At 48.3% G+C, this 25377-nt stretch carries 18 protein-coding genes and 4 pseudogenes; 5 read left to right on the top strand and 17 right to left on the bottom strand.

The features are described 5' to 3' along the window. Positions 1 to 626: 626 nt before the first annotated feature. From CRI63_RS18425 to CRI63_RS18415, 3 genes are all read left to right on the top strand, one after another. A complete protein-coding gene (locus tag CRI63_RS18425; protein ID WP_130224420.1) occupies positions 627 to 1550 on the top strand; it encodes an omptin family outer membrane protease in 924 nt (307 codons plus the stop codon). 230 nt (positions 1551 to 1780) lie between these two features. Continuing rightward, the gene (locus tag CRI63_RS18420) at positions 1781 to 2047 is read left to right on the top strand and encodes a DUF1778 domain-containing protein (protein ID WP_130209503.1); all 267 of its coding nucleotides are present in this window, start codon (positions 1781 to 1783) and stop codon (positions 2045 to 2047) included. Next, a complete protein-coding gene (locus CRI63_RS18415) occupies positions 2035 to 2517 on the top strand; it encodes a GNAT family N-acetyltransferase (RefSeq protein ID WP_130209501.1) in 483 nt (160 codons plus the stop codon). The genes CRI63_RS18420 and CRI63_RS18415 overlap by 13 nt, the downstream gene beginning before the upstream one ends. Positions 2518 to 3086: 569 nt before the next feature. Here the strand turns inward: CRI63_RS18415 and CRI63_RS18410 are convergent. Both CRI63_RS18410 and CRI63_RS18405 read right to left on the bottom strand, forming a co-directional pair. Beyond that, positions 3087 to 3530: a DUF6622 family protein gene (locus CRI63_RS18410; RefSeq protein WP_240782767.1), complete on the bottom strand. Its 444-nt coding sequence runs from the start codon at positions 3528 to 3530 to the stop codon at positions 3087 to 3089. A gap of 56 nt (positions 3531 to 3586) precedes the next feature. Then, positions 3587 to 4090: a 2TM domain-containing protein gene (locus CRI63_RS18405; protein ID WP_130224607.1), complete on the bottom strand. Its 504-nt coding sequence runs from the start codon at positions 4088 to 4090 to the stop codon at positions 3587 to 3589. A 924-nt stretch (positions 4091 to 5014) separates the two neighbouring features. Here CRI63_RS18405 and hipB point away from each other — a divergent pair. After that, a complete protein-coding gene (hipB, locus tag CRI63_RS18400; protein ID WP_130224416.1) occupies positions 5015 to 5281 on the top strand; it encodes a type II toxin-antitoxin system antitoxin HipB in 267 nt (88 codons plus the stop codon). Then, positions 5281 to 6613, top strand: a pseudogene (gene hipA / locus CRI63_RS18395) (type II toxin-antitoxin system serine/threonine protein kinase toxin HipA). Before hipB ends, hipA begins: the two are co-directional and overlap by 1 nt. A gap of 19 nt (positions 6614 to 6632) precedes the next feature. On the opposite strand, the gene tssE reads toward hipA, so the two are convergent. The 15 genes and pseudogenes from tssE to CRI63_RS18325 all read right to left on the bottom strand — a co-directional run. After that, the gene (gene tssE / locus CRI63_RS18390; protein ID WP_130224412.1) at positions 6633 to 7067 is read right to left on the bottom strand and encodes a type VI secretion system baseplate subunit TssE; all 435 of its coding nucleotides are present in this window, start codon (positions 7065 to 7067) and stop codon (positions 6633 to 6635) included. Between the two features lie 186 nt (positions 7068 to 7253). Next, the gene (locus tag CRI63_RS24495; protein WP_240780451.1) at positions 7254 to 7541 is read right to left on the bottom strand and encodes a DUF6201 family protein; all 288 of its coding nucleotides are present in this window, start codon (positions 7539 to 7541) and stop codon (positions 7254 to 7256) included. Between the two features lie 404 nt (positions 7542 to 7945). Continuing rightward, on the bottom strand, positions 7946 to 8752 hold the full coding sequence (locus CRI63_RS18380) for a hypothetical protein (protein WP_130224410.1): 807 nt from the start codon (positions 8750 to 8752) through the stop codon (positions 7946 to 7948). Between the two features lie 10 nt (positions 8753 to 8762). Then, complete coding sequence (locus tag CRI63_RS24490; RefSeq protein ID WP_240782773.1) at positions 8763 to 8972, bottom strand: hypothetical protein; 210 nt, start codon at positions 8970 to 8972, stop codon at positions 8763 to 8765. Continuing rightward, positions 8958 to 11174 (bottom strand): annotated as a pseudogene (gene vgrG, locus CRI63_RS18375) (type VI secretion system tip protein VgrG); the annotation flags it as partial. The pseudogene vgrG and the gene CRI63_RS24490, both read right to left, overlap by 15 nt. A gap of 4 nt (positions 11175 to 11178) precedes the next feature. Beyond that, positions 11179 to 11703 (bottom strand): type VI secretion system lipoprotein TssJ, encoded by a 525-nt coding sequence (gene tssJ / locus CRI63_RS18370; RefSeq protein ID WP_135520344.1) that lies wholly within the window; start codon positions 11701 to 11703, stop codon positions 11179 to 11181. Between the two features lie 35 nt (positions 11704 to 11738). Further along, positions 11739 to 12821, bottom strand: coding sequence for a type VI secretion system baseplate subunit TssG (gene tssG / locus CRI63_RS18365; RefSeq protein ID WP_135520342.1), 1083 nt, complete (start codon positions 12819 to 12821; stop codon positions 11739 to 11741). Beyond that, positions 12785 to 14554: a type VI secretion system baseplate subunit TssF gene (gene tssF, locus CRI63_RS18360; protein ID WP_135520340.1), complete on the bottom strand. Its 1770-nt coding sequence runs from the start codon at positions 14552 to 14554 to the stop codon at positions 12785 to 12787. The genes tssG and tssF overlap by 37 nt, the downstream gene beginning before the upstream one ends. A 33-nt stretch (positions 14555 to 14587) precedes the next feature. Continuing rightward, complete coding sequence (locus tag CRI63_RS24485; protein WP_240782766.1) at positions 14588 to 15361, bottom strand: hypothetical protein; 774 nt, start codon at positions 15359 to 15361, stop codon at positions 14588 to 14590. 572 nt (positions 15362 to 15933) lie between these two features. Continuing rightward, positions 15934 to 17118: a tetratricopeptide repeat protein gene (locus tag CRI63_RS18350; RefSeq protein WP_130224400.1), complete on the bottom strand. Its 1185-nt coding sequence runs from the start codon at positions 17116 to 17118 to the stop codon at positions 15934 to 15936. 646 nt (positions 17119 to 17764) lie between these two features. Further along, positions 17765 to 21137: pseudogene (locus tag CRI63_RS18345) on the bottom strand (ImcF-related family protein). Beyond that, positions 21130 to 22338, bottom strand: coding sequence for a hypothetical protein (locus CRI63_RS18340; RefSeq protein ID WP_135520336.1), 1209 nt, complete (start codon positions 22336 to 22338; stop codon positions 21130 to 21132). The pseudogene CRI63_RS18345 and the gene CRI63_RS18340 overlap by 8 nt, the downstream one beginning before the upstream one ends. Positions 22339 to 22340: 2 nt before the next feature. Beyond that, positions 22341 to 22604: a PAAR domain-containing protein gene (locus CRI63_RS18335; RefSeq protein WP_130259216.1), complete on the bottom strand. Its 264-nt coding sequence runs from the start codon at positions 22602 to 22604 to the stop codon at positions 22341 to 22343. 17 nt (positions 22605 to 22621) lie between these two features. Beyond that, positions 22622 to 23110, bottom strand: a complete 489-nt coding sequence (locus CRI63_RS18330; RefSeq protein ID WP_130224900.1) for a hypothetical protein — start codon at positions 23108 to 23110, stop codon at positions 22622 to 22624. A gap of 541 nt (positions 23111 to 23651) precedes the next feature. Then, positions 23652 to 25371: pseudogene (locus CRI63_RS18325) on the bottom strand (hypothetical protein); the annotation flags it as partial. Positions 25372 to 25377: the final 6 nt, after the last annotated feature.

Here is a 25377-nt window from a genome sequence, read left to right as displayed (position 1 = left end):
TATGTCTTCTGACCTGGGAGGTGATAGAGACTAAAGAATATTAATGAATTTTTGTTAATAATGGAATATTCGGATAGTTGTGATTTTATATGTGTTTTTCAATGAAAACATACTGTTATGCATAACAGTTGCTATAATTCCTGGTGGTGTTGTTCTTAACAAGAAAATATAGGTATGGTTGCTATGTAAAATCACAGCATAAAATTCCATTATTAGTGCATTGGTTGGTGTGAATGCTATTATTATTTATCTTTGTGCTATGACTATATTTATGTATATCAGTGACTTAACTTTCTTTGGTGTCGCGTTTTATATTGAATTATGTTGTTTGGGTTTTTATTTTTATTAGGGGGTTTACCTTAATTTGTTTTGATGCCAATGAGCGTTCTATTTTAAAAGGTGGAATAACCACGTAATTCTGCATAATTTGATTGATTGCAGTCGCGGGATGTATGGCATTATGGGCCGTAAAAATATCATAGTCCAATCAGGTTAAATATATCCATAAATGGCAGCATTTCCATCATTTAGTTAGCGATAATTGTTACTGCGCTATAACTGAAAAATTTATCGGTGTGCTGATGTCAGTCAGAAGGCATATCCACCAGGTTATAAGGATAAGAGCGATGTTTAAAAGAGTATTACTTACCGGGGCCGGTTTGCTTGCATTGGCACCATCTACATACGCAGCCCAGAGTATCAACTTTTCTCCTGATAGTGTGTCAGTTGAAACATCCCTTTCGGTATTAAACGGCGAGTCTCGCGAGTTTGTTTATGATGAAGGGGCTAAAGCAAGCCAGCTTAACTGGAAAATTAACAATGCGCCGATTATTAAAGCTGGCATTACCTGGGAGCCATTATCATGGTTGTCGCTGAATGCAAATGGGTGGACGACGCTGGCATCTCGCGGTTCAGGCATGGATGATTATGACTGGTCTTATCCGTCACAAAGTCACTGGAGTGACTGGTCAGGCAGCCCTGATACGCATCTGAATTTTGCCAACCAGTTTGATCTGAACGTTACTGGCTGGTTGCTGAAAGAAAATATCTTTAAGCTCGGTGCTTTGGTGGGGTATCAGGAAACTCGTTTTAGTTGGCTGGCTGAGGGCGGGCATTATTCCTATGATAATGGCGCGGAGGTGGGCGATTTCCCGCGCGGTGAACGTACCATTGGTTACCAGCAGAAATACCGGGTGCCTTACTTAGGGCTGACGGGGAAATATGTTTACCAGGATTTTGATATCACTGCACAGTTTAAATTCAGTCCGTGGGTAGAAGCTCGCGACCACGATGAGCATTACATGCGTGACCTGAGTTTTAACGAAAGTGCCAGTAATTCAAACTATTACTCAGGAACTATCAACGCGGGATATAACATTACTTCCCAGGCTCGTGTCTTCACTGAATTGAGCTGGACGCGTTTCTCTGAAGGCAGGGGGGACTCAACTGTGCATGATAAAGTCACCGGTGATTCTGAACATTACAATGATGCTGCAGGTATTCAAAACTATAACTACGCCATTGGTGCAGGGATTGAGTACCGCTTCTGATGGTTAAATGCGTCTTCAGGGGGCAGTAAACGCCCCCGAGTTTAAATAAAAATTACGTAGTTACAACATCCTGATAATTTCCCCATCCGTTGCAGCAGCCGTCTTGCCAACATTAAGTACCTTTAGTCAGTAACACTCTGGTGAAAAATTCAGTTATCCAGTATGTATAGCAATTGCTACACAGCAATAATCTGCTATGCTGTATAGCAAATGCTATACGGAGTGTTACCATGAAATCAGATGTCCAACTCAACCTTCGCGCCAGAGAATCCCAGCGGGCGCTGATAGATACGGCAGCAGAAATTCTGCATAAGTCGCGCACGGATTTTATCCTCGAAATGGCTTGCCAGGCCGCAGAGAATGTCATTCTTGAACGCAGGGTATTTAATCTGAACGAGGAGCAGTATGCCGAGTTTATCGATATGATCGATGCACCGGTAGAATCTAACCCAGCATTAGAAAAACTTCTGGCAAGGAAACCACAGTGGGATTTGTAACTCAGCCTGAACCTTTATCGAGTTCTCATCAACTTGCGGAATTTGTTAGCGGTGAGGCTGTTCTGGATGAATGGTTAAAACACCGGGGATTAAAGAATCAGGCGCTTGGGGCTGCGCGGACGTTTGTTATCTGCAAGCAAGAGACAAAACGTGTAGTTGGTTATTACTCACTTGCAACCGGTAGTGTGAATCATGTCGAAGCAACGGGAAATATTCGCCGTAATATGCCTGACCCCATACCGGTGATTATCCTGGCTCGTCTGGCGGTCGATCTTTCGTTCCACGGTAAAGGACTGGGCGCCGATCTGCTTCATGATGCGGTATTGCGATGCTACAGAGTCGCTGAAAATATCGGCGTTCGCGCCATTATGGTTCATGCGCTTACTGACACTGCCCGACGCTTTTACCTGCATCATGGTTTTAAAGCATCACAAACGCAGGAGAGAACGTTGTTTCTCCGACTGCCGTAATAATGGGGGCAAGGGAGATTGAAATGTGCATACTGAGGGCTTACAGATGTGTTATTTAACATAATCTTTGTTATATGTACTTTAAAATCAATAAGTTACTTGTTTATACGATTTATTGTAGGCACTTAGGCATGGCTTGCGATAAATGTCACTCGGCCCAGTCGGTTAACAGAACAGCAATATAGAACATTAAGCGCGATAGATCAGTTATAGACGCGGACGGCGCTGTTGAGTGTCTGCTGTGAAGCAGACATTTAATTAAATAAATGACGGGTTAACGATATTGCTCGTTCTCCACGGTTTCCGGATTTTAAGCAAAGCTTTTTGTAAGTTATCAATTGTCACAGATCCAAGAGCAATCCTACAACGCTTATAGCGTTTATGCCTTGGGGTATACCCTAACTGTGCGACCATCGCTTACCACAAGCGAAAATTTCAGTTTCATCTGGCGTGAGCCAACAACAATGGATAGCGGGTCCGTTGGGTTTCGATCACAGGTAGTTACGGTTAATCATCTTCTGCTGTACCAAGGGATGAAAAGTCTCAGGGTTCCTCCCCAGAATACGCCATCAATAAGTCCTGTTACACCGCCAAATAACATACAAAAACTTGCGGATGACCGTAATCCCGGTTGCAGATAAATGGCTGAAGTAAGTATGAACTTCATGCAAAAAGTAATCACCAATCAGCCCCAGGGTCAGCGGCGTCCCAGCCCTGATAATCATGCCCGGATTATCTGAATCTCTCAGCGGTGGCTGTAAGCGCCACAACCTGTATCCAAGAGCGGTGCCTGCGAGCAGTCCTGCTGCCATCATTGAAAGGCTTGCGCCAGCAAGTGCTGTCTCAGTGATAACACCATATGCCCCCCAGACAAGAAAAAGCACTGGGAGAAAAAACAACCGCCTGATTGTCATCTCCCGGACATAAAGAGCAGCAAAGCCGCGTCGCAGTAAAAAAGCCAGCAGGATCCATACCCAGACAGGTGTATCTCTTAAAAAGATTGCAATATTCATAAGTTGTCCCAGTTACGAAAGTTAATCTTTTTCAGTACAGGTGAATCGGCAAACCATTACTTTTCAGTGGTATTGTTATTCGATATTTTATTTCCTGACCGAAGAATTTTCTGCAACCTGCGTTGTTGCCATAAGGCGATTTTCCCTCGCATGATAAACACGCGTATTCCCCTGAGTATGACAAGTCCTCCCCATATAACAGCTACCACGACGGACCAGTAACTTTCCGGGGTAAATAGATAGTTAATTATCATTAATGCTGTGCATACCAGAACAGCAGTAACCAGAATCCGATAAAACCGGGTTTCCTGTGCTACCTGAATTTTGGCTTCGCTGATGCGTTCATCAAGAGCCTGGCTGGCAACGTAAGTCTCTTCCGAGAGATCAGAAACATTTATATCAAAGGCTGAAGCGATCGCACTGAGTGTTTCCAGACTCGGCTTCTGGCCTTTTTCAGTTCGCTGCACAGTCCTTACAGAAAGAGAGGCGACTTCAGCCAGTTGTTCCTGCGACCATGCCTTTCTCAGACGATATGTTTTCACCTTTTCAGCGACAGTCATCATTGTTCCCGTTCTCTGCAATGTCTGTGACAATAATACTTGCACATCAGTCCGGCACCGTATACGACACCACCATGACAGCAAGGCGACACGCCAGTGTCATAAGGTCGGCCCCCTGCACATTCAGTTGGGTCTGGAGCTGGGTGACAGCCGCAGCTTCCCGATCTTTCCGTCGACTTCCAGCATCAGCGGAACGTCTGAATTTATGCTGAATATAGAGAAACTGAAGTAAAAGAGGTGCAGGATTATCCCTTACTGGTGATGCCGCAGTAATGATGATTATCTCGTCATATCCGGATTCCGGTCACAAGGTTATGCTCCGTTTTTGTGGATAACCAGGTGTCCGTCAGCATGGCTCAACATATCATTCACCCGGCATAGTGGATTACCTACATACGGCTCACGAGTCCTGTGACCAGTGTCTGTCATGATGATGGATGCAGGGCTACCTGCGGCAAACTCTGATTCAGCCATGAAGCACACTATACCGGGTGCGCACTTTCACTGGATCCACTGCACAGGGTACAGTTTTCACTTCAGTATCATCGCGTTATCAGAGCCGATCATCATTCACGATACACTGTACCAGGTAAAGTTTCCTAACCGTGCCGTCACGCTATCAGGTATGGTGGCAATGACGTGATCCACTATACCGGGTACTGATCACATTCTTGGCTAAAATACACACAAAACACACAGGAAAGTCAGAAGAAAATGGACTGCATCGGGGTAATGGGGCTGACGCCACCCGGTGTAGTGGAGATGCACTCTACCTGTATGGTCGTTTTTTATCCGCGATCGCGGCTATCGCAGTGTTTATCCCGTAAAGCGGATAAAATGCGTTTGCAGATTGACTTTATCCTCACTAAAGGATAAAACTGAAAATATCCCCTAAAGCGGATAAACTTCTTGTGGACGTATGGCATGATGAGCTTTCCGATGATCTATAGCCCAACGCAATTAGCAAATGCAATGAAACTGGTTCGTCAGCAAAATGGCTGGACGCAGAGCGAGCTGGCGAAAAAAATCGGTATAAAACAGGCGACCATTTCCAATTTCGAAAACAACCCTGACAACACCACGCTAACAACATTTTTTAAGATATTACAGTCGCTTAAGCTATCAATGACGCTATGCGACACGAAAAATGCCTCGCCAGAATCAACTGATCAGCAAGATCTGGAGTGGTAATGCCTAAACTTGTCACGTGGATGAACAACCAGCGGGTAGGCGAGTTGACGAAGCTGGCCAACGGTGCCCATACCTTTAAGTATGCACCGGAGTGGTTAGCCAACCGTTATACCCGGCCATTGTCGCTTTCGCTGCCATTGCAGAGGGGGAATATCACCTCTGATGCCGTATTTAACTTCTTCGATAACCTGTTACCCGATAGCCCGATTGTACGCGACCGGATCGTTAAACGTTATCATGCTAAATCCAGACAACCGTTTGATTTATTGTCAGAAATCGGGCGAGACAGCGTTGGCGCTGTAACGTTATTACCAGAAGACGAAACCGTAACGCGCCCGATAATGGCATGGGAAAAGCTTACTGACGCCAGACTTGAAGAAGTGTTAACGGCTTATAAAGCAGATATCCCGCTAGGCATGATTAGGGAGGAAGATGACTTTCGCATCTCGGTTGCTGGCGCGCAGGAGAAGACCGCGCTGCTCAGAATGGGCAATGACTGGTGCATTCCGAAAGGAATAACGCCGACGACGCATATCATTAAATTGCCGATTGGTGAAATCAGGCAGCCCAACGCGACGCTCGATCTCAGTCAGAGTGTTGATAATGAATATTACTGTCTGCTGCTGGCGAAAGAACTCGGGTTGAATGTTCCCGACGCAGAAATCATTAAAGCGGGAAAGGTGCGCGCGTTAGCGGTCGAACGCTTTGACAGGCGCTGGAATACTGAACGAACGGTTTTACTTCGCTTGCCGCAGGAGGATATGTGTCAGACATTCGGTTTACCTTCATCGGTGAAATATGAATCTGACGGAGGCCCAGGCATCGCGCGGATCATGGCTTTTTTGATGGGTTCCAGCGAGGCGCTTCGCGATCGTTATGATTTTATGAAATTCCAGGTATTCCAGTGGTTGATTGGCGCGACGGACGGCCATGCGAAAAAATTTCTCAGTGTTTATCCAGGCCGGTGGCAGTTATCGACTCACGCCATTTTATGACATCATTTCAGCTTTTCCGGTATTGGGTGGCCCGGGAATACATATCAGCGATCTCAAACTGGCAATGGGGCTTAACGCATCCAAAGGCAGAAAAACGGCAATCGATAAAATTTATCCGCGACATTTTTTGGCGACAGCAAAGGCACTGAAATTTCCGGAAGTGCAGATGCATGAAATCCTTAGTGACTTTGCCAGAATGATTCCCGCAGCACTGGATAAGGTGAAGACTTCATTACCGGCAGATTTTCCGGAGAACGTGTTGACGGCAATTGAAACCAATGTGTTGAGGTTGCACGGTCGGTTAAGCCGAGAATATGGAAATGAGGGTATGAATTGATTAGATAAATTGATGTTTTTTACAGATGTCGCTGCTGTTTCAAGTGCCTGATCATCACCTTTCCCTCTGGCATAAACTCGGTCCCATACCGTACAAGTCCGATACCTCTCAGTTCCGCATCGATGGTGTAATGCAGCTCCCCGGGCACTTGCTGTTCGAGTAAAGTTACATTAAGGGACTGCAAACGTGGTTCATACTTGAGCAGGACACCGGCCAGCGTATCGATTAGCTCGTGGGCTGTTCCGGGCATGCCTTGCAGAAATTTGGTCATATCCGGCAAACCATAATCTTGGAGATGGGATATAGCCCCGGTCCGGGCGTTCAAAATACTCTGGATGTTATCCAGCACGGATAAAATGACCAGGTCTTCTTCGTTTACAACTTCAAGAGGAAACTCCCCTGTAAAGTTGCCAGTGAGAATTTCATATAACGATGCGGATTTTCTATTGGGCATTTTGACCTCAGGCCCCTTGCTGAAATAATTGACTTCTATTTTTAATTAATGCTGAACAGTCATGTATTATCGTCTATCATTTCAATGCCTGCTGGTTTTGTCACTTAGTGAATTCGTATGAATCATAGCCTTTAGGTCCTGGGTAACCTGGGTAAAGTAAAGAATGGGTATCACCGTACAGGAATTCTATACCGTCATATGCTCCCATATTGGAAGTGCCATAATACGGAGACGGTTTAAAAACCATCTCGCCAGATGCATTGTAAATAATAAAAAATAATCCTCGTCCTTTAAATATTTATAAAGCCACATGGGGGAGGTTATCCTTACATGGTAAACAATTACTTTATATTTATTGTCAGGGCTATTGATCTCATATATTTTTGAATGTGAAGAAGGAATGATCGTTGATGGTAGAATGAACCAAGCAACTACTAATACGACGATAAAAAATCCCTTCGGAATTCGCTTCATGATAAAATAACCACCTTACACTTGGTAAGGGTTTTGGCCATAAAATGCCTGAAACTACTTCGTGCTTAAGGAAAGAAATATTTTTTATTATTATAACGAATAGATAACTTATTATAAAACAACCACCCATAAGACAGACCCTTAGTGGATGCACAGAAAACCACTCATAAAATAGATAGAGCATTGCAAGTGCAGCGATAGTTAAATTTATTCTTAACGGTGTAAACAAAGTGAGCAGTAATATTGGGGGCACAATAACCAAAAAGAAAAAAGATATGAATATCATTCCGACAGTTCGATGAGAAGAAACGGTGAATACCTGCTCGTACATCCATGATGCTAATGAATAACCGCCTACCATAACTACAATGGCGGACATAAATGTAAGGACCATTATAATTATTTTATTTTTTCCAGATGCCATATTTCTCTAACTCCTCTTTAGTTATACTTTCTCCGAGTGATTTTGCATTGACATCATGTGATGTCTCTTCTACATCTACCGCAGGATAGGTTTTTCCAGACGGGGTAATCTTATACGAGAATTTTTTACTTGCATATAACGCACCCCTAAGAACAAAGAAATTATCATATTCATTCGTTGAATCTGATTTTTGCATGAGGGCATCTAATGGATTACCTGTGGCCCATGTCATACCCGTTTCTACGGTTGCTTTTATTGTATGGTATGTGCGGTAAGTGCCTACAGCAAAGGGAATTTGCCCTATTGCATCAGACCAATAAGGTATTTTATCAATAAGCGATAAAAGGAACTTCCCCCCTCCATCAGGAACATTCTTCCAGTCCCCGCTACCACCTGTCCTATAAGATAGTAGTGCTCTGTCTACTAATGCAAAGTCGGCAATGTCCTCCCATGAATATACTTTATATGCGTCCAGGGTATAATCGGCGTTATTAACAAAAAGTAACTCGCGATAGTTATCTGCTAAGGGCTCAAACCATTGATATGGAAATTTGTCATAAAGCTCTTGAGCTGTAATAATCGCAAAGTTATCTTCTTCAGTGCCACGCAAGATAAATAACACATCAGCATTTTTTCTAGTAATGATGAGAATGTTAGGTACTTTGACTTCATGAGGTGTATTATCTTTTTCTGGGGTTGTATTCCCCTTTATGCCCAACTCAGTCTTTCCATCCTTTGTGACAATGAGATAGCTCTTTCCATCTATTTCAACATTTAGTTTTTTCATGGTCTTTTACTCAACTTACAAATATCCAATATTCATGTTCACTGTCACTTTTATCTATATAACCATCTGTTCCGGAGCCAGAAAGTAATTCCTCCCCATCTGATGTTTCAACACGATAATTGACATTTGAAGAGAAGTTCAACTTTCTGTCGTAGTACTGAGAGATCATTGCCATCTGCTTCAATGACTCGATTGGTTGATCGGTTGCACCAGCAGCCATCGTCCGCTTCACTTTGCGCGTATACGACGCTGTCGTACCATACTCGACCTTCCCGGCCTCAAGCTTCAGATAACTGCCACCACCAATCAGCGTGATACGTTTTTTTTCCGGCAAAGGAGATGTCACTCGCTGAGCTCAGCGTCAGCTTCTTCTCAGCAAACAACCGCATGTTAGCGTTTTGTGCCTGGACATCGACTGGCCCTTCTCCGGATTTCAGGCTCAGTTGGCCGGTGCGGGCAAATAGCCCCAGCTTCTCCCCGGTCAAAGCGGTCGCATTGCCCATCACTCCAGCACTGAAGTCTTCTCCGGCGTTAACCGCCAGGTTCCGGCCAGCGGCCAGCTGCATATCTTCACCGCTGGTCATGACCATGCCTTCCGGCGCCGAGAAAAGCACCGCTTCATTGAGTGGTTTCAGGCGCTGCTCAAACATCTGTATCTGGCTGTCGACATCCCCTTTCAGCGCCTGCGCTTTTTCAGCGGCCATTTCCAGTTGTTGCAGTTGCTGATTAAGCCTGTCGATTTCCTTCAGTGCAGCATCCATGTCCAGAGCATCGCCCTGCGCTTTCGCCTGGGTATCCGCAGCGACAAAGAGTCCCTTTCCCGCTCTCAGGACTCCCCACTCATCGGTGCGCAGCTCTGTGCCTTTACCGCGAAGTTGTCCCTTGCTGTCCACCAGGTGCCCGTTGTTGAGCTGCGTCTTACCGTATTCCGTGGCGAGTTTGATGTGCTCCTCACCACGCTTGTCTTCCATGCGTAATTTTGAGTTGGCAGGAGTCCGGAGGATGTTCCGGGTGTGATTGTCCCGGTTCACAAGATCGGGATGTCCGGAGTCATGTAGTGCACAGGCGATGTATGGCAGATCAATATCGCCATTGCTGTACGCAATCGCCACTTCAGTGCCATCAGTGAGCGGCGTATGCCAGCCCAGCGTTTCACCGGCATAAGGTTTCGCCATTCTCAGCCACAGGTAACCGTAACCGTGTTCTGTCCCCTCCCGGTCGAAGTCCAGCTTCACCCGATAGCGCCCCTGCTCGTCCAGGTGTGCGTAGGTATCATTTTTTTCGCGGCTTTCGATCCGGGCCGGAAGCGTACCCGCGATGACCGGACGCGTGATCTCTGCCGGACGGAAGCAGTAACGTTCGGTGTAAGGCTGGCCCCAGACCGACACATGCAGACGGGAATCACGCGCTCCCCGGAATGTCACCAGCGTGAGGATCACACCCTCTTGCAGGGCCGTAATGACGTTGCCCTGCGGCTCCAGCACCTGCCCGGGTGTGAGGCGTGCAGCATTGCTGAACAGGTGAATACGGGCCGACCTGTTGAGCTCCCGCTCGTGGTGAAGTCGGGCGTAGAACGCGCCAGATTCGGTTTCCGGCTCCGGGCTGGCGTCATCACCCGCATCACGATAAGGTGCCGCGTAACGATAATGCCCCCCGATGGTGACAGCATCATTACGCACGCTGACCGCAGCATCCATCGGCGTGGTGGCTGTCCGGTAGTTGTAATCACGCGTGGTGACAGTGCCGGTGGCAATGTTGTGCCAGGTCCGCACATCCCAGACCGATTCTGCCGCACCGTCGAACAGGCTGATGCCTCGCTGTAGGGTAGTCGCACGTCAAACTGATAGTTAAGCTGGCTGTCGGCCAGTATGTAGGTATCCAGGCCACGCACGTCGTCCATTTCCGTGCGCCAGTAAATGCCCACCTCAGACAGAATGCGCTGAATGAACTGCAAATCCGTTTCCCGCCACTGAGTGATAATTTCACGCGGTGGGTAGGTGCGCTCCAGTCTGAATTCAAAATCGGGACCTTCCAGACCGTGTTTACGCAGCACCTGCTCAACCACCTCAGGAACGGACTGGTTCTGATATACCGCGCACTGTCGGGTATATCCCAGGAGCGCCAGGCGCGAACTGAGCGTAAGCCGGTAGTGAGACTGGTCCTTTGAGGTGGAAAGCCATTCCAGGCGGGTCACCATGCCGTGCACACTTTTACCGCTCCGCATCCGGAAAGAGGCATATTTCATCAGCACCTCTTCCGGGGGGATATTCGCCTGAAGCGTTGTGAACTCGATGTCCCAGCTGAAGGGTTCGCTCAGTGCTTCCCTGCCGTAAAAGCGCAGAACATCCGGCTTCACTGAGCTGTCAAAAATATCCAGAAAATATCGGGTCTGTCCGTCAAAAAGCGCTAACCAGTTATCCATCACGTCACTCCTTCACCGGCACGAGGCTGAGCCAGCCATCACCCAGTTCAATCGTGCGGGGGGTGTCCGGGTCCAGATCGTCACGGGTCAGCACCAGGCGCCAGCGGTTGTCCTTCTGATCCGGGCGGTTAAATAATCCCACCACCGCCACGAACTGAGCGTCTTCATCCATGGGCATATTGAGAGTCATGCTGCCTTTTGGCATCACCAGCAGCTCTTTAGACGCCAGTACGTCGTTTTTAAGTACCGTATCGGCATTGCGCAGCAGTGTCTGGTAATCGGCGGCATCAACCGCTTTACGATCCCTGAGCTGATAAACTCTCACCATCGTTGCCAGCGGTGTCTGTGCGCCATCAGCATTAATGGCCGTACGCGGGGTAAAATCCAGATGCAGCGTTTTGATTTTCTTGTAGAAGATGGATTTCGTGATGCTGACCGTACCGTCCGTGACAGCCTGAGTCAGACCGCAGCCAGCGAGCAGGCTACAGGCAATAAGCGTCAGCGCCCACCAACGGGTTACTGTTGCCATTCAAAAGTTCCTTTATTGAGAGTGGGAGTACGTGATTATTCGAAGCGGTAGTGCCCGTCTTCAGCGGACGGTAGCGCAGAACATTGCAACCCTTCATAGCAGCCCAGACTGACGGTCAGACTCCCCCGTCTATTGCTGAGCTTGCCTGCTTTCAGGCCCAGCAAGCCGGTGCGGCCCAGCTGGATACGTCTGCCTTTGCCAAGGCGTGGCTCAGGCAGCAATCGTACGGGTACGGTGAGGCGCAGTCGGGCGTCACTGCGGTAGCCGAGATAAACGCGCAGCAGGACCAGTAAATCGGTATGGAGAAAACCACCAGGTAACCACCCTTTGGCTTCCTCCGGATCTTCTGTCTCCAGCGTCACCAGTACCCGACTGCATGTTTCCTTTGCCGTTTTACCCAGCGTGGCTCGCTGAGAAAGACAGATGCGGTTCCCGGTACCCAACCCGCTACGGTTATCGATATGGACCTTAACCGGATCGGGCTCGGTGATAATTGCCCGGGTATTCGGTGCCAGCAGGCTCACCAGGGCCCGAATGCCTTCTGCATTGCGGGTGGGTAATCGCATGGTACCCAGCAAGGCCAGAAAGCGTGAAACCGGCGTTGCCACCTGTTCAGCGGTGCCCGGTATACCAAGGCCGACCAGCCCCAGCAGACACTGAGATGTGGCATCGCGGCCACCTGCCTCGAAGGTGGCCGGCCAGGCGTATTTTCGCCAGATCCGATAGTACTGGGTGGTGATGCGGTGGCTGAAAATATCCAGAAACGAGGTAACTGCCTCGTGTCCTTCGCGGCGCTGCGCAATGTCGTCCAGCCAGGACGTCGGCAGAGGGGAGTCCACGCCATACATCCCCAAAAATGTCGTACGGACCGTTGGGGGCAATGTCGGGTTGTCTTCGTCGGTCTCCACCGTTTTGAGGGTACTGACCGGGAAGCCCATACCAGGCCAGGGCCTGAATCGGACCGGATCGTTGGCTGGATGGCTGGAGGAGCCCAGTTTCGGCGCGTCCGGATTTTCCTGCTCCAGCAGCTGGCAGAAACGATAAAAATTGGCCCGCCAGATATCTTTGCTCAGGACTAGTGTTAGCCCGGTACGTACTGGCTGTGATTCTCGCGCCATCTCAGTCGTTTTCCTGTCGGTTGCAGCACCAGCGTGAGCTGGTTGAAGAGGTGAATATCAGCATAGCGCGCGAAGAACCGGTGCAGCATTTCGCCGAAGAGATTCACATCCCCCTCGCCTGCAAAATTATCCATGTTTAGCGTGACCTCTATGTCTACGCCCCGGAGCATAAAGCCCTTCTCAAAACGGCGGATCAGGGTGTGCTTCACGGCGACGATAGCTTCAAGCCGACGTCGGTTCATTTCATCATCGGTCCAGTCGTACAGCGCCAGCGTTCCCCGCAGGACCTCCGGATTGTCCATCATGCTGAGGAAGTTTGAGCCGAGGTGGCTCATCACCCGCCAGTGAAAACGGTCGTTTGCAGGGGGATACAGCGGTATCGTCGGTGCGGTAACGTTCAGTACCCTGACGGGCACTTTGCCGGTTTTTGCCACCCTGTCCAGGAGCGTACTTTCCAGCGCTGTGCGCGGAAGCTGCCCGTTGGTACCGGTTATTCGCATTGAAAGGGATTCTGGTTTATCGGACAGCTGCTCCAGCTCGAACGAACGCCCCCCGAGAATCAACCAGGTGTCATACAGGCCAGAGGGGCCACGTTTCACGCGGGTGTGGTAATAACGTTCAGGGGCATCGTGGCGCATCATACCGCCCCGGTGCCGGAAGCTGGTGAACGGTACATAGGGGTGTTTGCCATTCTTTACCGCGCCATGGATATTATCGACGCTGTAAATCTCGGTGTGACCATCCTGAAGACGCAACGGCCTGAGCAGGTATTCGTTATCCAGCGGGTTAAGCGTCAGCGGATCTGCCTCCAGGGTGAAGAGGTTGATGACCGATGCACAGTGCAGCCGGAAGTTTTCCGTTTCAAAAGGCAGATCGGATGACCAGGCTTCACTGAGCACGATGTCGATTTCAAACCAGGAGCTGGCTTCAGTGAGCCCGATGGTGTCGAGGCCACGCAGCTCAACAAACATAAATTTCGGTCGGAAGCTGAAATACTCCAGCAGCAGCTGGTAACCACTGAAGGCAGTATCGGCTTTCTTCCACAGGCCGTCATTGTCGTCAAAGCCCATGGGTTTGCACCAGCCATCAAACTGATGACGTTCGGTGTATGTCCCTGAATGGCTGGCGTACATGGCGTGAACGCGACGGGTCAATGCCAGGTGGAGTGCTGAACTGATCGGACTCTCTGCGTTGAGGAATATGGCGACTTTGTCGATCCCGGCTTTGCTCCAGTCCACTTTTTCAGGGCATTCGAAGCGCAAACGAATAGCAGAGCGGCCATCAGTTTCAGTATGAAGGCGGGCATCCGCAAGATGCAGTGGTTGCAGAGGAACATCACGAGTCGTCCGGTACTGGCAGGCGGTTTTATGCGGCCCGACAGGGCGTGATTGTACGGAGAAACCTTCGGCAAGAAGTTCAGCCTGACGAAGGCCACGCCAGTCAGGAGAGAATTCGACGATAGCCAGCGACGGGATGGTCCGCATATAGTGTGGCCACAGCAGACTCACCAGCCCTTCGGTCAGTTCCGGCAGGTCATCATCCAGCTTCTGACGCAAACGGCCCATCAGGAAGGCAAAACCTTCAAACAGGCGCTCTACATAAGGATCGCGGGCGCCGGGTTTATCCAGATTAAGCATCGCTGCCCGATCCGGATGGGCACGGGCGAACTCTTTACCCGCCTCACGCAGATAGCGCATCTCTGCTTCGTAATAACGAAGGGTTAAATCATCCATACAATTTTAAATCCTGATTTATTGAATTACTATTTAATTAGGTTCTTTTGTTATGTATATTTCTGATTTGAAATCATCTTGATAAGAATATGCATAAACAGAGAGAATCAGATCTTCTCCGTCATATTTTATATAGAATGGATCCAGAATGCCTTCTACGGGGATGATTCGTTTTGTTGTTTTTTGGTTAATGTTAGTTTTCCAGATACAACCTAATGCACCGCTATTGTCAAAATAAAATGTATTGTTGTCATCTCCCCATACATATTTCCGGGTATATCCAAAAATATCATCAGTGATTGAATTATCAGCCTTGTCCGCAAAAACATTCAATCCCTGGTCCGGACGGTTGGCTGGAAATACGTACATGCCTTCATCCGGGTCTTTGACGTAACCGTCACTTGAAGCAAGTCTCCATTTACTATCAGGTGATAGTAATGAAGCATTACACTCTGAAGCCCCACAATAACCCATCCATAATTTGGTTTCCTGGTTCAGTGCTTCTGCCTGCCCGGAGGAAATGTCTGAAATACCTTTACCTCCATCCGGACTTATAAACAAATAATGATATTCTTTATGTGAATCATTCCTGACAGAAAAGTACGCTAAAGAGTTTCCCTGAGCATCTCTGGCACGAGATATTATATCTACATTACCATCATACTGTTGAATGATGCGGGGGCTTATATCATCCACAAGCTCTACGAGAAGTGTAATGTTTTTACCTTGATACTGTCCACTAACAGAAATATAAATGTACAAATCACCTTTAATTTCCTGATATGTCAGTACTGACGACACATACATTTTTTCAAGATTAATTCCTCCGTCAAAACTATCAGATGAAAATATTTTTTTTTACAAGCCATGGCGAGTCGGTTATTGTAAATCCAGACCTTGTCTTAATTGGACCATCCAGCATTTCATCCAGTTTGTCTCCTTCACGGTTGAAAATATCATTGACATTCTGGAGATTGTTGCTTGCTGCTAAACTTCGATTGCGTATTAAATAGCTATTGGTAATCACCGTTAGAGATTTAATTAATCACTCTCTATCCAATAGATGAAACAGCTTTTCCCTCGATAGTCCTGGGTGGATCTCTATCACAATTTAATACATGCTCATCAGAAGATGTTTCCTGAGGCGCTGCTGGCAATTTATTAATGGCGACAATATGCATGCAATCTACTGTTGATGATACGTTAGGTTAATTTTCCGAAGCACTGGATGAAAAAGTGGTTGTTAAAAACAACAACTTGCAAGCACATATTAAACAGTGTGTAAATCGACTGGTATAGTTTTAAATCATAGATTCCACCTGGTTTTTAAAAGCATAACGTTTAGCATATGAAACGTTATGCTAAAAGAACATTAATATTTAATTTATTTTGCTGCTTACTCTTATTATCGCATTGTCGTAAACAGGGTTTTGTTTTTCATTTTTGGCTGCATTGTAGTAATTCAGGGCATCATGATACTGACCTTCCTTTTCGTATATTTTTCCTATATTATAATTTGCACCAGCCCGGATTGTTGCTGCATTTTTACCAGAGGCCAGTGTAATAGCTTTGCGGTTTGCCCATATAGCTTCAGCAGTACGACCAACCTTCTGATATACCAACCCGAGATTGCCATATGCCTTGCCATTTTCTGAATAGTTATTGACTGACTCTGTGAAAAAAGAAATTGCCTCTTCATATTGCTTCCGACGGTATGATTCTTCACCCTTAAGATTCAGCGCATTTGAAATATTAATTTGCTCAGCCCCCCAGTTTTGATGAGGCAACGTTGCGTTGCTATTTAAAAGTGGTGTTAAAACATAATCGATATCATCGGCATCGGCGGAAATACCTTTTATATTGTTCACATCTTCGATGGCACCATTTTCATTAACTTTAAAAACAGTCCATAAATTCCCCGACTGGTTTTTAGGAACATAATATGTCCGAACTAAAGATTCCCCAACATAAACAAACACTTTCGCTTCGCTGTTGGAGAGATACTTGGCATCTGGATCAAACTTATTACTAAAGTCGTGAACAGCATAAATATAGGGTTTCCCATTCTCTCGTCTGGTTAACGTAATAGTCTCAGGTCCATAGCTATGTATATCATCAACGTCAAGATTTCCATTGTCGCCCAACTTATTGGCGAAGAAAATATGATTTCCCGGATATACCATATGTGAATCAAGATCAAAAGGTGAACGTCCCCACCCCAAAACCACGCGCATACTATCAAGCCCTTTCATTGTCGGGCTTAATGCATAACTCATCCCACTACATGGACATTTCGCCACCAGGGTTGAATATCCATTTTTCTTGATAATTATCAGACTGTCATTTGTGTCGGTTGTGTTATTGCCAATCTGGGCATTTCCGGAGTCATCACTTAAAGAAGAAATGGATTGCTCGCCGTTTCGTTGAATAACCACCTGCGCACCTGATATTTTTTTGTCCTTAACGACAGCGCTTAAGATCTCTACAGATTTACTTTCAGCACAACCAACAAAACTGAATGAGATTGATAAGGCCAGTAAACTTAATTTAATTACACCCTTCATGTTTATCCTTAAATAACTTCTATATTTTAATACAATTAACCGACACATCTTATTTCAGGATGATTTGTCGATATCCTCATGAAGTTGATGATGGCTTCCAGAGAATCGTCGTCCTTGCCATTGACGATTTTCGGTGGTTTCCATTTCAGCAACACACTTTTCTCTTCACCCTGAGTGGGTTTTCCCTTCCAGTAGCTTTGCCAGTGGCTTTTCGGATATGGGGATCGAAGACGCCAATGGGGTGCGGAGGATCTGTCCCCTGCGGTACTGACTCCGATACTCGCGGTGCCTGTCTGAGCGCCGAACCGACCCAGACACCTGCAAAAATTTGTACGGGTTTATCCGGAGGAATAAAACGTTGATGCTTTCCTACACGTTTGGGGGCTGGCCGGACGGGTTTCCCCTGACAGAGCATCGGTTTGACGGGGTTCACCCAGTATCCGAAAGATAATTTCATCGCAGTGCAGGCGTGTTTTTCCGGTGCGCTTGGCCGCAAGCCAACGTTTACACTGGCGAAACGTCATATACCGCCATGGGGCAAGTGAATCGGTTTCCCGCCACTTATCAACCTGACTGAATACACCTGAAGACCAGCCATCCACCTGTTTAGCAAAGGCCAGCGCAGGATGAATGCCTCTGTTCATATTTACTCAACGCCTTCAGTGCCAGCGGCAACGTTAAAAATGGACGCTGGCAGCGTAAATCCCTGTAGCTTTAGTAAGGCAAGCGGACCGTCGCCCAGCTCGCTGCGCATGATGAACTTCAGAGGATTGCCATCGGCGGTGATCCACACCAGTTGTGTACGGCTGGCATCGAGTGGAGTGATCAGGGCTTTGTCCAGCAGGCGAATGAAGCCCCAGTTACCCTGGTTACTGGCGAAGAGTTGCATACCGCTGTTTACACTACGCCAGATGAGCGACACACCAGGATAGTAAGTATTCCCCGGCCAGGTGAAGCTCTGCCAGCTTTCCATCTGATTGAAGTAATCCAGGTTCTGCTCATCGAGGGTAAGCTGCACTCTGGCAACATCCCGTGAAGGACGCGCCATCAGTTCGAAGTGAACACTCGCATCGCTCTGAGAGAACACGATATCTGACAGTTCCGCCAGCTGATTAATCGCCCGGAGAAAATCCGGACTAACAACCATCCCCTGACTTGCGGAAGGATCAACGACCCAGCGATTCCCTTCCTGGCGGAGGATCCCGCCGAGATTAGTTTTCAGGAAGGTAGTGATTCGACCTGAGTCGCTACGCAGGAACTGAGCCAGTAGCGGCAGGGAGGCATCGCTGCCAGTGGCTTTAAACGGGTACCGTCCCGCAAAGGCCTTATTCCACTGATCAACAATGGTTGTCTGCCAGCGGGCATTGAGGCTACCCGCAGCCGGGGCAACTACCTGCCGCCAGGCCAGATCAAGCGGTTGTACAAATAACGACTGGCCAAATCCATTCCACCCCTGCCCCAGACTCGCCGCAACCAGACTGCCGTAGTCGCGGGTATCGGTCAGATCGATGGCTTTGCCCTGGAATACTGTCTGGGCCAGCATCTGCGACATAGCCTGCGGATCCGGGGCGCTGGTGACTTGCTGAAGCTTCAGCCGCACCTGAGTTACGCGGGCCAGCCAGGACTGGAAACTGAGGTTATCGTTGGCACCGGTACCCTCTTTACCTTCCATAAGCCCCATCAGTGGTCCAAACACGCCATCAAGCGGACCTTTAGGGCCTTGTGCCTGTTCAATAAACTGTCTGGCATTTTTTTTCTGACCGATCAGCTTTTTCGCTGAATCCACTATCGAATCAGCCAGAGCCTCACCTTTCTGCCCCGTTTTCCCCTGGTAGTTCAGCGTGTTCATCAGTGCCACTAGCGGCGACTGGCGGACATCACCGATCAAACTGAGCTGGGCAATCGCCTCAGACAGTGACGTGGCTTCCTGCCACTGTATGCTGTTGACCATGTTGAGCCAGGCGTTACCAAAATCGGTGAAATAGCGTTCAGTCAGGCGGGCCTTCAGCGCCTCCGGGGAGATATCGCTCCCTGTCTGATGTGTCTTGTCCGACAGTACCCAGTCAATTTCATCGCGGCGGGTTTTCACGACCTCGTCAATCGCATCCTGTACCTGCTCTTCCCAGGCCTGACGCGTAAACATTCCCGGGACGACTTCGTCAGTGCTGAATACTGTTGAGGCATCGGTGTCACTGGTCATATCCGCAAGCGTTAAATCAGGCCAGTTGCTGGCCACGCGCTTAAGCATCTCCTGATATAACCCGGACTCAGCGTTCCGCTGGCCAATTTGCTTAAGCAGAATTTGACGGACTGTGCTGATTAATTCGGCATCAGGCTTAATTTTCCATTCCGGATGAGCCGGAAGGTTTTGCGCATAAAAACCCAGCAGTTTCGGTGCGATGTTCTGCCATGTGCCAGCCGGCACATTCTGGCGTTTCGGTAAGGCTTTCAGCGCGTTTTTTGCCAGCCAGCCGGCGTCCGCTTTGTCCGGACGCGCCAGCATCAGATAACTTTTGAGTATGTCATATGTATGCTGTGTGCCCTGCGTACGGGCATCACTGGCAGGAGGGAGTTGCACAAAGGCATTCAGCTGCTGCCTGAGACTGTCTGCTGTAGCATCCCTCATCAGCTGTGCGTTATTTTTCGCATACAGCGGCCAGAGTGCGGCCAGCGTGTCGCTGTCCTGATTAAGACCAAAACGGGTGTACCATGGCGCGCCGGTCGCTTCACGATGTTGCAGACGGGCAATGGCCTGCTGGAGTACGAGCTGATTGTGCAGACGTTCAGCCAGTGGTTTTGCAGTATCCGCTGCCTGTCTTGCCGTTTCCTGCGCCTGATAAATCTGAGCACGGTTAACGATCAGAGACAGCAGTGTAGCGGCCCCCCACAGGACAATCAGAGAAAGCAGAATTAACCGCAGCATCTTCAGCCAGTCGAAGCCCAGCTTCCTGCCGCTGACGGCATCACAGTCATCAATGACGGCTTTCCAGGTCAGTGTGTCGGGGCGTGTGTTTGGGACCGAACCGACAACGGCCACTTCAGGACTGAACATGACCCCTCGTAAACGAAAGGCCGCAGATCCCTGCATCAGCCCGCCGAGCAAAACATCCAGACTGGCTTTCAGCTCCTGCCGCAGTCGGAGGGATAACTGAAGCAGGCCGAAATCAGCCGGATTATTCAGTATCTGTGCCATACCTGCTTTTTGCAGATGCAGTGCCAGTGTAGAAAACCCTTCACCCGCGCCTTTCACGGTGCCGTCAGGCCCGAATATGACCCCTGTCGCAGCCGTTTCCGCGCCCTGCTGAGCATCGGTGGCGTTGTCAGTCAGCCACAGCCATACAGGCACCTGCCAGCCCAACTGATGGTCGGCTTTCTGACGGTAACGCAGGAGGGCATCCCGTTCGCCATCCGTCGGGAGTGCTGAAATACTCATCACCTGAATGATGCCATCAACCGGTTGCCCGGATCGCAGGCGCTTCAGTTTTGAAAGGAAGATCTCATCCGGGAGTGACTGCGTGTCACCGCCATAAATCAGCACATTGCCGTCGCCTTCCTGCCAGAGGTCATTACACAGGCCCGGGGCAGCTTTGTGGACGTCGTCCTGGTTGCCCATCACCAGAAGGAGTCGCACTTTATGCTTCCAGCGACGTCCATAGCGAAAGCGCAGGTGTTCGGATACAGCGTCTTCGCTGAAGACCGGTTCATCGTCGTCTTCTTCACCGGGAATGGTGTTCATTACCGGAGTGACGCTCTCCGCCTTTTTCCGTCCCCACTGGAAATACAATCCAGATTTACCGGCGAAGTCGAAAGCCTTCTCCGTCAGCCAGCCGAGTAAAAACAACGTGGCAACCAGTATGGCGCAGAATGTGAGTATGCGCTGACCGTCATACGGACCGAAGCCGGTGGCCGAGGCTACATTTTCCGGAAAGGCATAAAACAAAAATGCCACGATGGCTGTCAGGAAAAAGGCGACAGTTACAACGGAGCCGATGAGTGTGTTTTACTTTTACCTTAGACATTCTTGGGCGATTCCTTGCGAACTTCTTCTTTGGTGATGACGGCGACCCAGATGTCGTCCTTGTCAGCGGTGGGTTGGGCGGCGATAACCTGCGGGCCATGTTGTTCAACGTCAGCATTGGCAAGCGTGATGGCAAGCCATGGAGCAGCATGGCCCGTGTATCCCAGCACTGGATCGATACTGAAGTTGTCCTCTGAAAGGCTAAATTCCACCCCGCTCAGCTCGCAGGCATTATTCCAGCCGCTTCCAGAGGTCAATGTTGGACCGGTGAGCCAGCTTCCTTTGAGTTCATTGGGCCGGGTCTTCGCCCAGAGCAGCGCCCGGGTGAGTGTCTTAGTGAGCGTTGTTTCTGCTCCCCTTTCGGGGCGATGGAGTCGGAGTGCATCCGGCCAGGCGTGGGCTTTGCGGTTGCTCAATACCACCATCGAGACGGCATCTGCGTCATCTTCCCGAGGAGATGACGGTAACGACAGCGTGATGGCAACCAGAATGCCCGGATTGTCCCATCGTTTGTCCAGCCAGGCATCGAATGCGCTCAGCCCTTTTCCGGACATCAGGCGAAAAATCCTGCCGGTCTTGAGTGATAGATCGGCTTTAAGCTGCTCTTCAATCAAGGGGTACAGATCGTTATCACAATCCAGCACCAGCCAGCATGGCAGCTCCGGCGGAAGCGGCTGAACGATCCCTTCTACACGCGTGGCCAGTTTAGTCACCGCCGCTGTCAGGGCCTTTGTTAAATCTGCCTGGTATTCTGTTAATGCCGCGTATCTGACCGGTTTGTCACATCCTCTTGGGCGGGAGAAATCGATAGCGGGTGCTGCGGCCTTCATTGCCTCAAGCAGGTCATCGGTTTTGTTTCCCGCCGGGGCCTGAATGTATGTACCGAGGATCCAGGCGCAGCGCTGACCGCGAAGAATTTCACTGTCGATAAGAGCTTCACGGTCGACATTACGCGACTCAGCTCCGACCTGCTCTGCTTTATAGGCAACCCTGCGTAAACCGAAAATAAGCCCCCATGTGCAAAATGGAAGGCCCAGAGTGGTGAACCAGAAGACAAATCCGGTTCGCTCTGATGTCCAGCACCACAGTGTAAGCGCTATGCCCCCCAGCATGACAAACGCGAGGAAAAGCAACCAACGCCCGGTGCCGGGGCGCGCTATTTTTGTGGCCTTTTCAGGGATGGCATCCAGCCAGACGGGCATAATCAGGCAACCTTTGCAGCGGTAAATGAACTGATCAACGTACAACCACAGGCGCATTTGTGACCGTGAAACGCAACCGGGATACCATGATCAAGGTAATCAGGGTTGCCTTCTACGATGATTGTAAGGCCATGTCCCAGAACCGGACATGACACTTTGTCGCCTTTTCGGGCAACACCGATACCACCGAATTTCATCGTTTCTGAAGCGGTCAGTACTGAACCTCCGTGGGTTGTTTTATCGCCTTTACGGATAATCTGGAGCACTATTAAATTCCTCTTTCTTATTTCTTAACTAATTCATCATTCTTTAATTCCCATGTCTCAGCCGGGATCTTTTTACTTGTGCCATCGACAGCGATTGAAGGTATATTTATCTTGAATGTTTCTGGGCCACTGGTTATTGATGGGTAATGACCACCACAGAAGTCAATTGTCTTCAGAGGTTTAAATTTTCCATCTTCTGTTTTGCTATAAATATGTAACGGTCCACCATCACAAGCATTACCCATTGGGCTATCAATTATAACAAGCATTTGCTTATCGGCTTCGTATAAATAGGAGTAGTTTAGAATAGATGGTGCGCGGGAGTAATCACATTTGTAATTGTCGATAGTATCGCCATCTATCTGAATACTACATATTCCTTTATCTACAGTTGTGTTTACATGCGGTGCTTCACTTGCAAATGAAGATGTGCCACAGAAATAAAAAATGACTGGAATGGAAAGAAGAAAACTCTTTGATGTAAGCTTCATAAAATTAGCCTTCATAATTGAACCCTTTTGCATAAAATTCGTCTATGTTTTTTACAATTTCACTTTTAATTATCTTGCCATCTTTATTTTTGTCATGGAACTGGTTAACCGCATAGGCACGTTGTCCGCTTGAATATACGATATCTGTATCTTTGAGTAACATTGCTGCTGGTGTGAAAATTGAAAGATATACATCGCCCAATGTCCATTTGTTAGTAGGGTAATTAAAATTATTAGCCTGCATTTCAAAATATTTCTTCACGTAATCCATCTGCTCTACGTGTGTCATGGCGGCAAGTTTAGAAGTTGTTGTCCCTAAGTCTTTTGCAGTGTCAGACATGAATTGAATTAACCCGGTAGCAGAAGAATGAGGGTTTTTTGTAGATGTATTGAACTTCTCCCCAGTTTCTAACGCCATACATGCCATTATATAATTTGGGTCAATTGATAGTTCATTACCTACTTCTACGACCTTTTGTTTAAATGATTCAGCAATTTCTGTACCGAATCTCTTTTCAACCATTTTGATCCATATAAGTTTATTTCTGTTCTGCAATGCTCCTAAAAATAATACTGGATGCATGTGCCATAATGAAGGCCCCAGTTTTTCTGTTGTAACATCCTGCATCCAGGCCATCTTATCGATAAAATCTTCGCTGTATTTCTTCCATTCTGGCGCATCTTTTTTCAGCGCATTGAGGAACTGTTGCCAGAGAGCATCGCCTTTTTTTGAAGTACCAGTCGCTTGGGTGTTTTACGATTGTTTTCTGAATAACGTCACGATAGTCGGGATTGTGAAGTGCTCTCCAGTACTCCATTGGAGAATAGTGGTCACTTCCGCTGTCAATTTTATCCAGCAGACGCTGATAATTATGCTTCACCAGCGCATGACTGGTTCGCGAATCATCGGTTGCGGCCTGGTAGAGTGAATCAATAAGATTACGGAAGAATCCAGTGGGCTGTTTTTTTCCATCCAGGTAATCAAAACTTGCAGGCTCAGCGATTTCAGTTCTGAACCCCTGCTTTGCCAGATCATACTGTGACAAAAGTTGAGGTTCCGCCTGGCCTTTTGGCACGTACGCGTTTTCTGGTCGCAACTGCCAGTATTCCTGTTTGGTCGACGTATCGACTTCCGTTTGCACCTGACTCAGTGGAAGGATCCCTGCCCTGGTTGTTGCCCTTGTATCTTCTGTGAATGTTCCTGTTGCAACATCTTTTTTGTACAACGCAAGTCCCGGAGCGTACTTCAGCCAGATTGGATTCTTTTCTCCAACCTGCTCAGGGTTGGTCAGGAACGTTTCCAGGTTATCATCCATACTCGTGCATTCGATATGAACCTGGTATCGCGCTTCATATCCTCCATCCTTAGGTGCCTGATAATATCCCATATGACCAACAGGGTCACCTGCGCTGATAGCAAAGGGAGTCGGGCATACTACCTGGTCAAATTTCATCGCTTCTTTTGCTGGAGGCATGAGTTTCTGCCACCAGGAAGGCTGTACCGCCCCATCAGTGCCAGGAGACAGGTTGTTTTTGTCCACAAGCATCCAGTATTGCCGCCCTGGTTTCAGGGATGTTTTCTTGCCCTTTTTCAACGCCTGTTCTGAGAGGCTAACAAAGGTAACAAGGCCATACTCTCGCTTATTAAATGCAATGGTATGGAGGCCGCTGTCTGTTTTATCCCACTCAACAATAGATCCTTTTGGAATCGTGCCCTTGCGATAGCTTTCACTGGTACTTTTATTGTTGGTTCTGGCGGTCATGCCCCATTCTGGATCGTAGGCAGTAAGCGTATCCTGGACTGTCCACTCTGTTTCCGCCGGATTGACACTATAGGCTGAATAGGGGGCCAGGTGCATATACAGGGTATAGAAATGTAGTCCGCTGGTTTCTTTCTCCCCCGGTTGAATAAAGTGTTTAACCAGAACAAACGAACCGGAAAAGTTCAGCGGACCGGATTCCCATGCAATCGTCAGATAATCCCTGCAGATGCGGTAAGCAATCACTTCTCCGTCAGCCATGCATCGCACAGCCTGCTCACCTTTAAAGGGAACCGGGAAATCCACTGCTTCAAGAGGAGACTTGCCACTAAGCGCACACCACGGGGTCGTTGCTTCCGTGATATGGATCCCGCCATGCCACATGCCACTGCGGCCAATCATATACTGCCCGGTGGATTCCCCCCCGACATGAGAGAGGATCTCTTCCTGATTTTTGAACTCATTTCCCCGACTGTTGGAAGGGATTGGCCAGACAATTTTGGGTAATACAGACACGATTCA

This window comes from Escherichia sp. E2661 (genome assembly GCF_004745185.1).
Lineage (GTDB): Bacteria > Pseudomonadota > Gammaproteobacteria > Enterobacterales > Enterobacteriaceae > Escherichia.
This window is presented reverse-complemented; position numbering and strand designations above follow the sequence as displayed.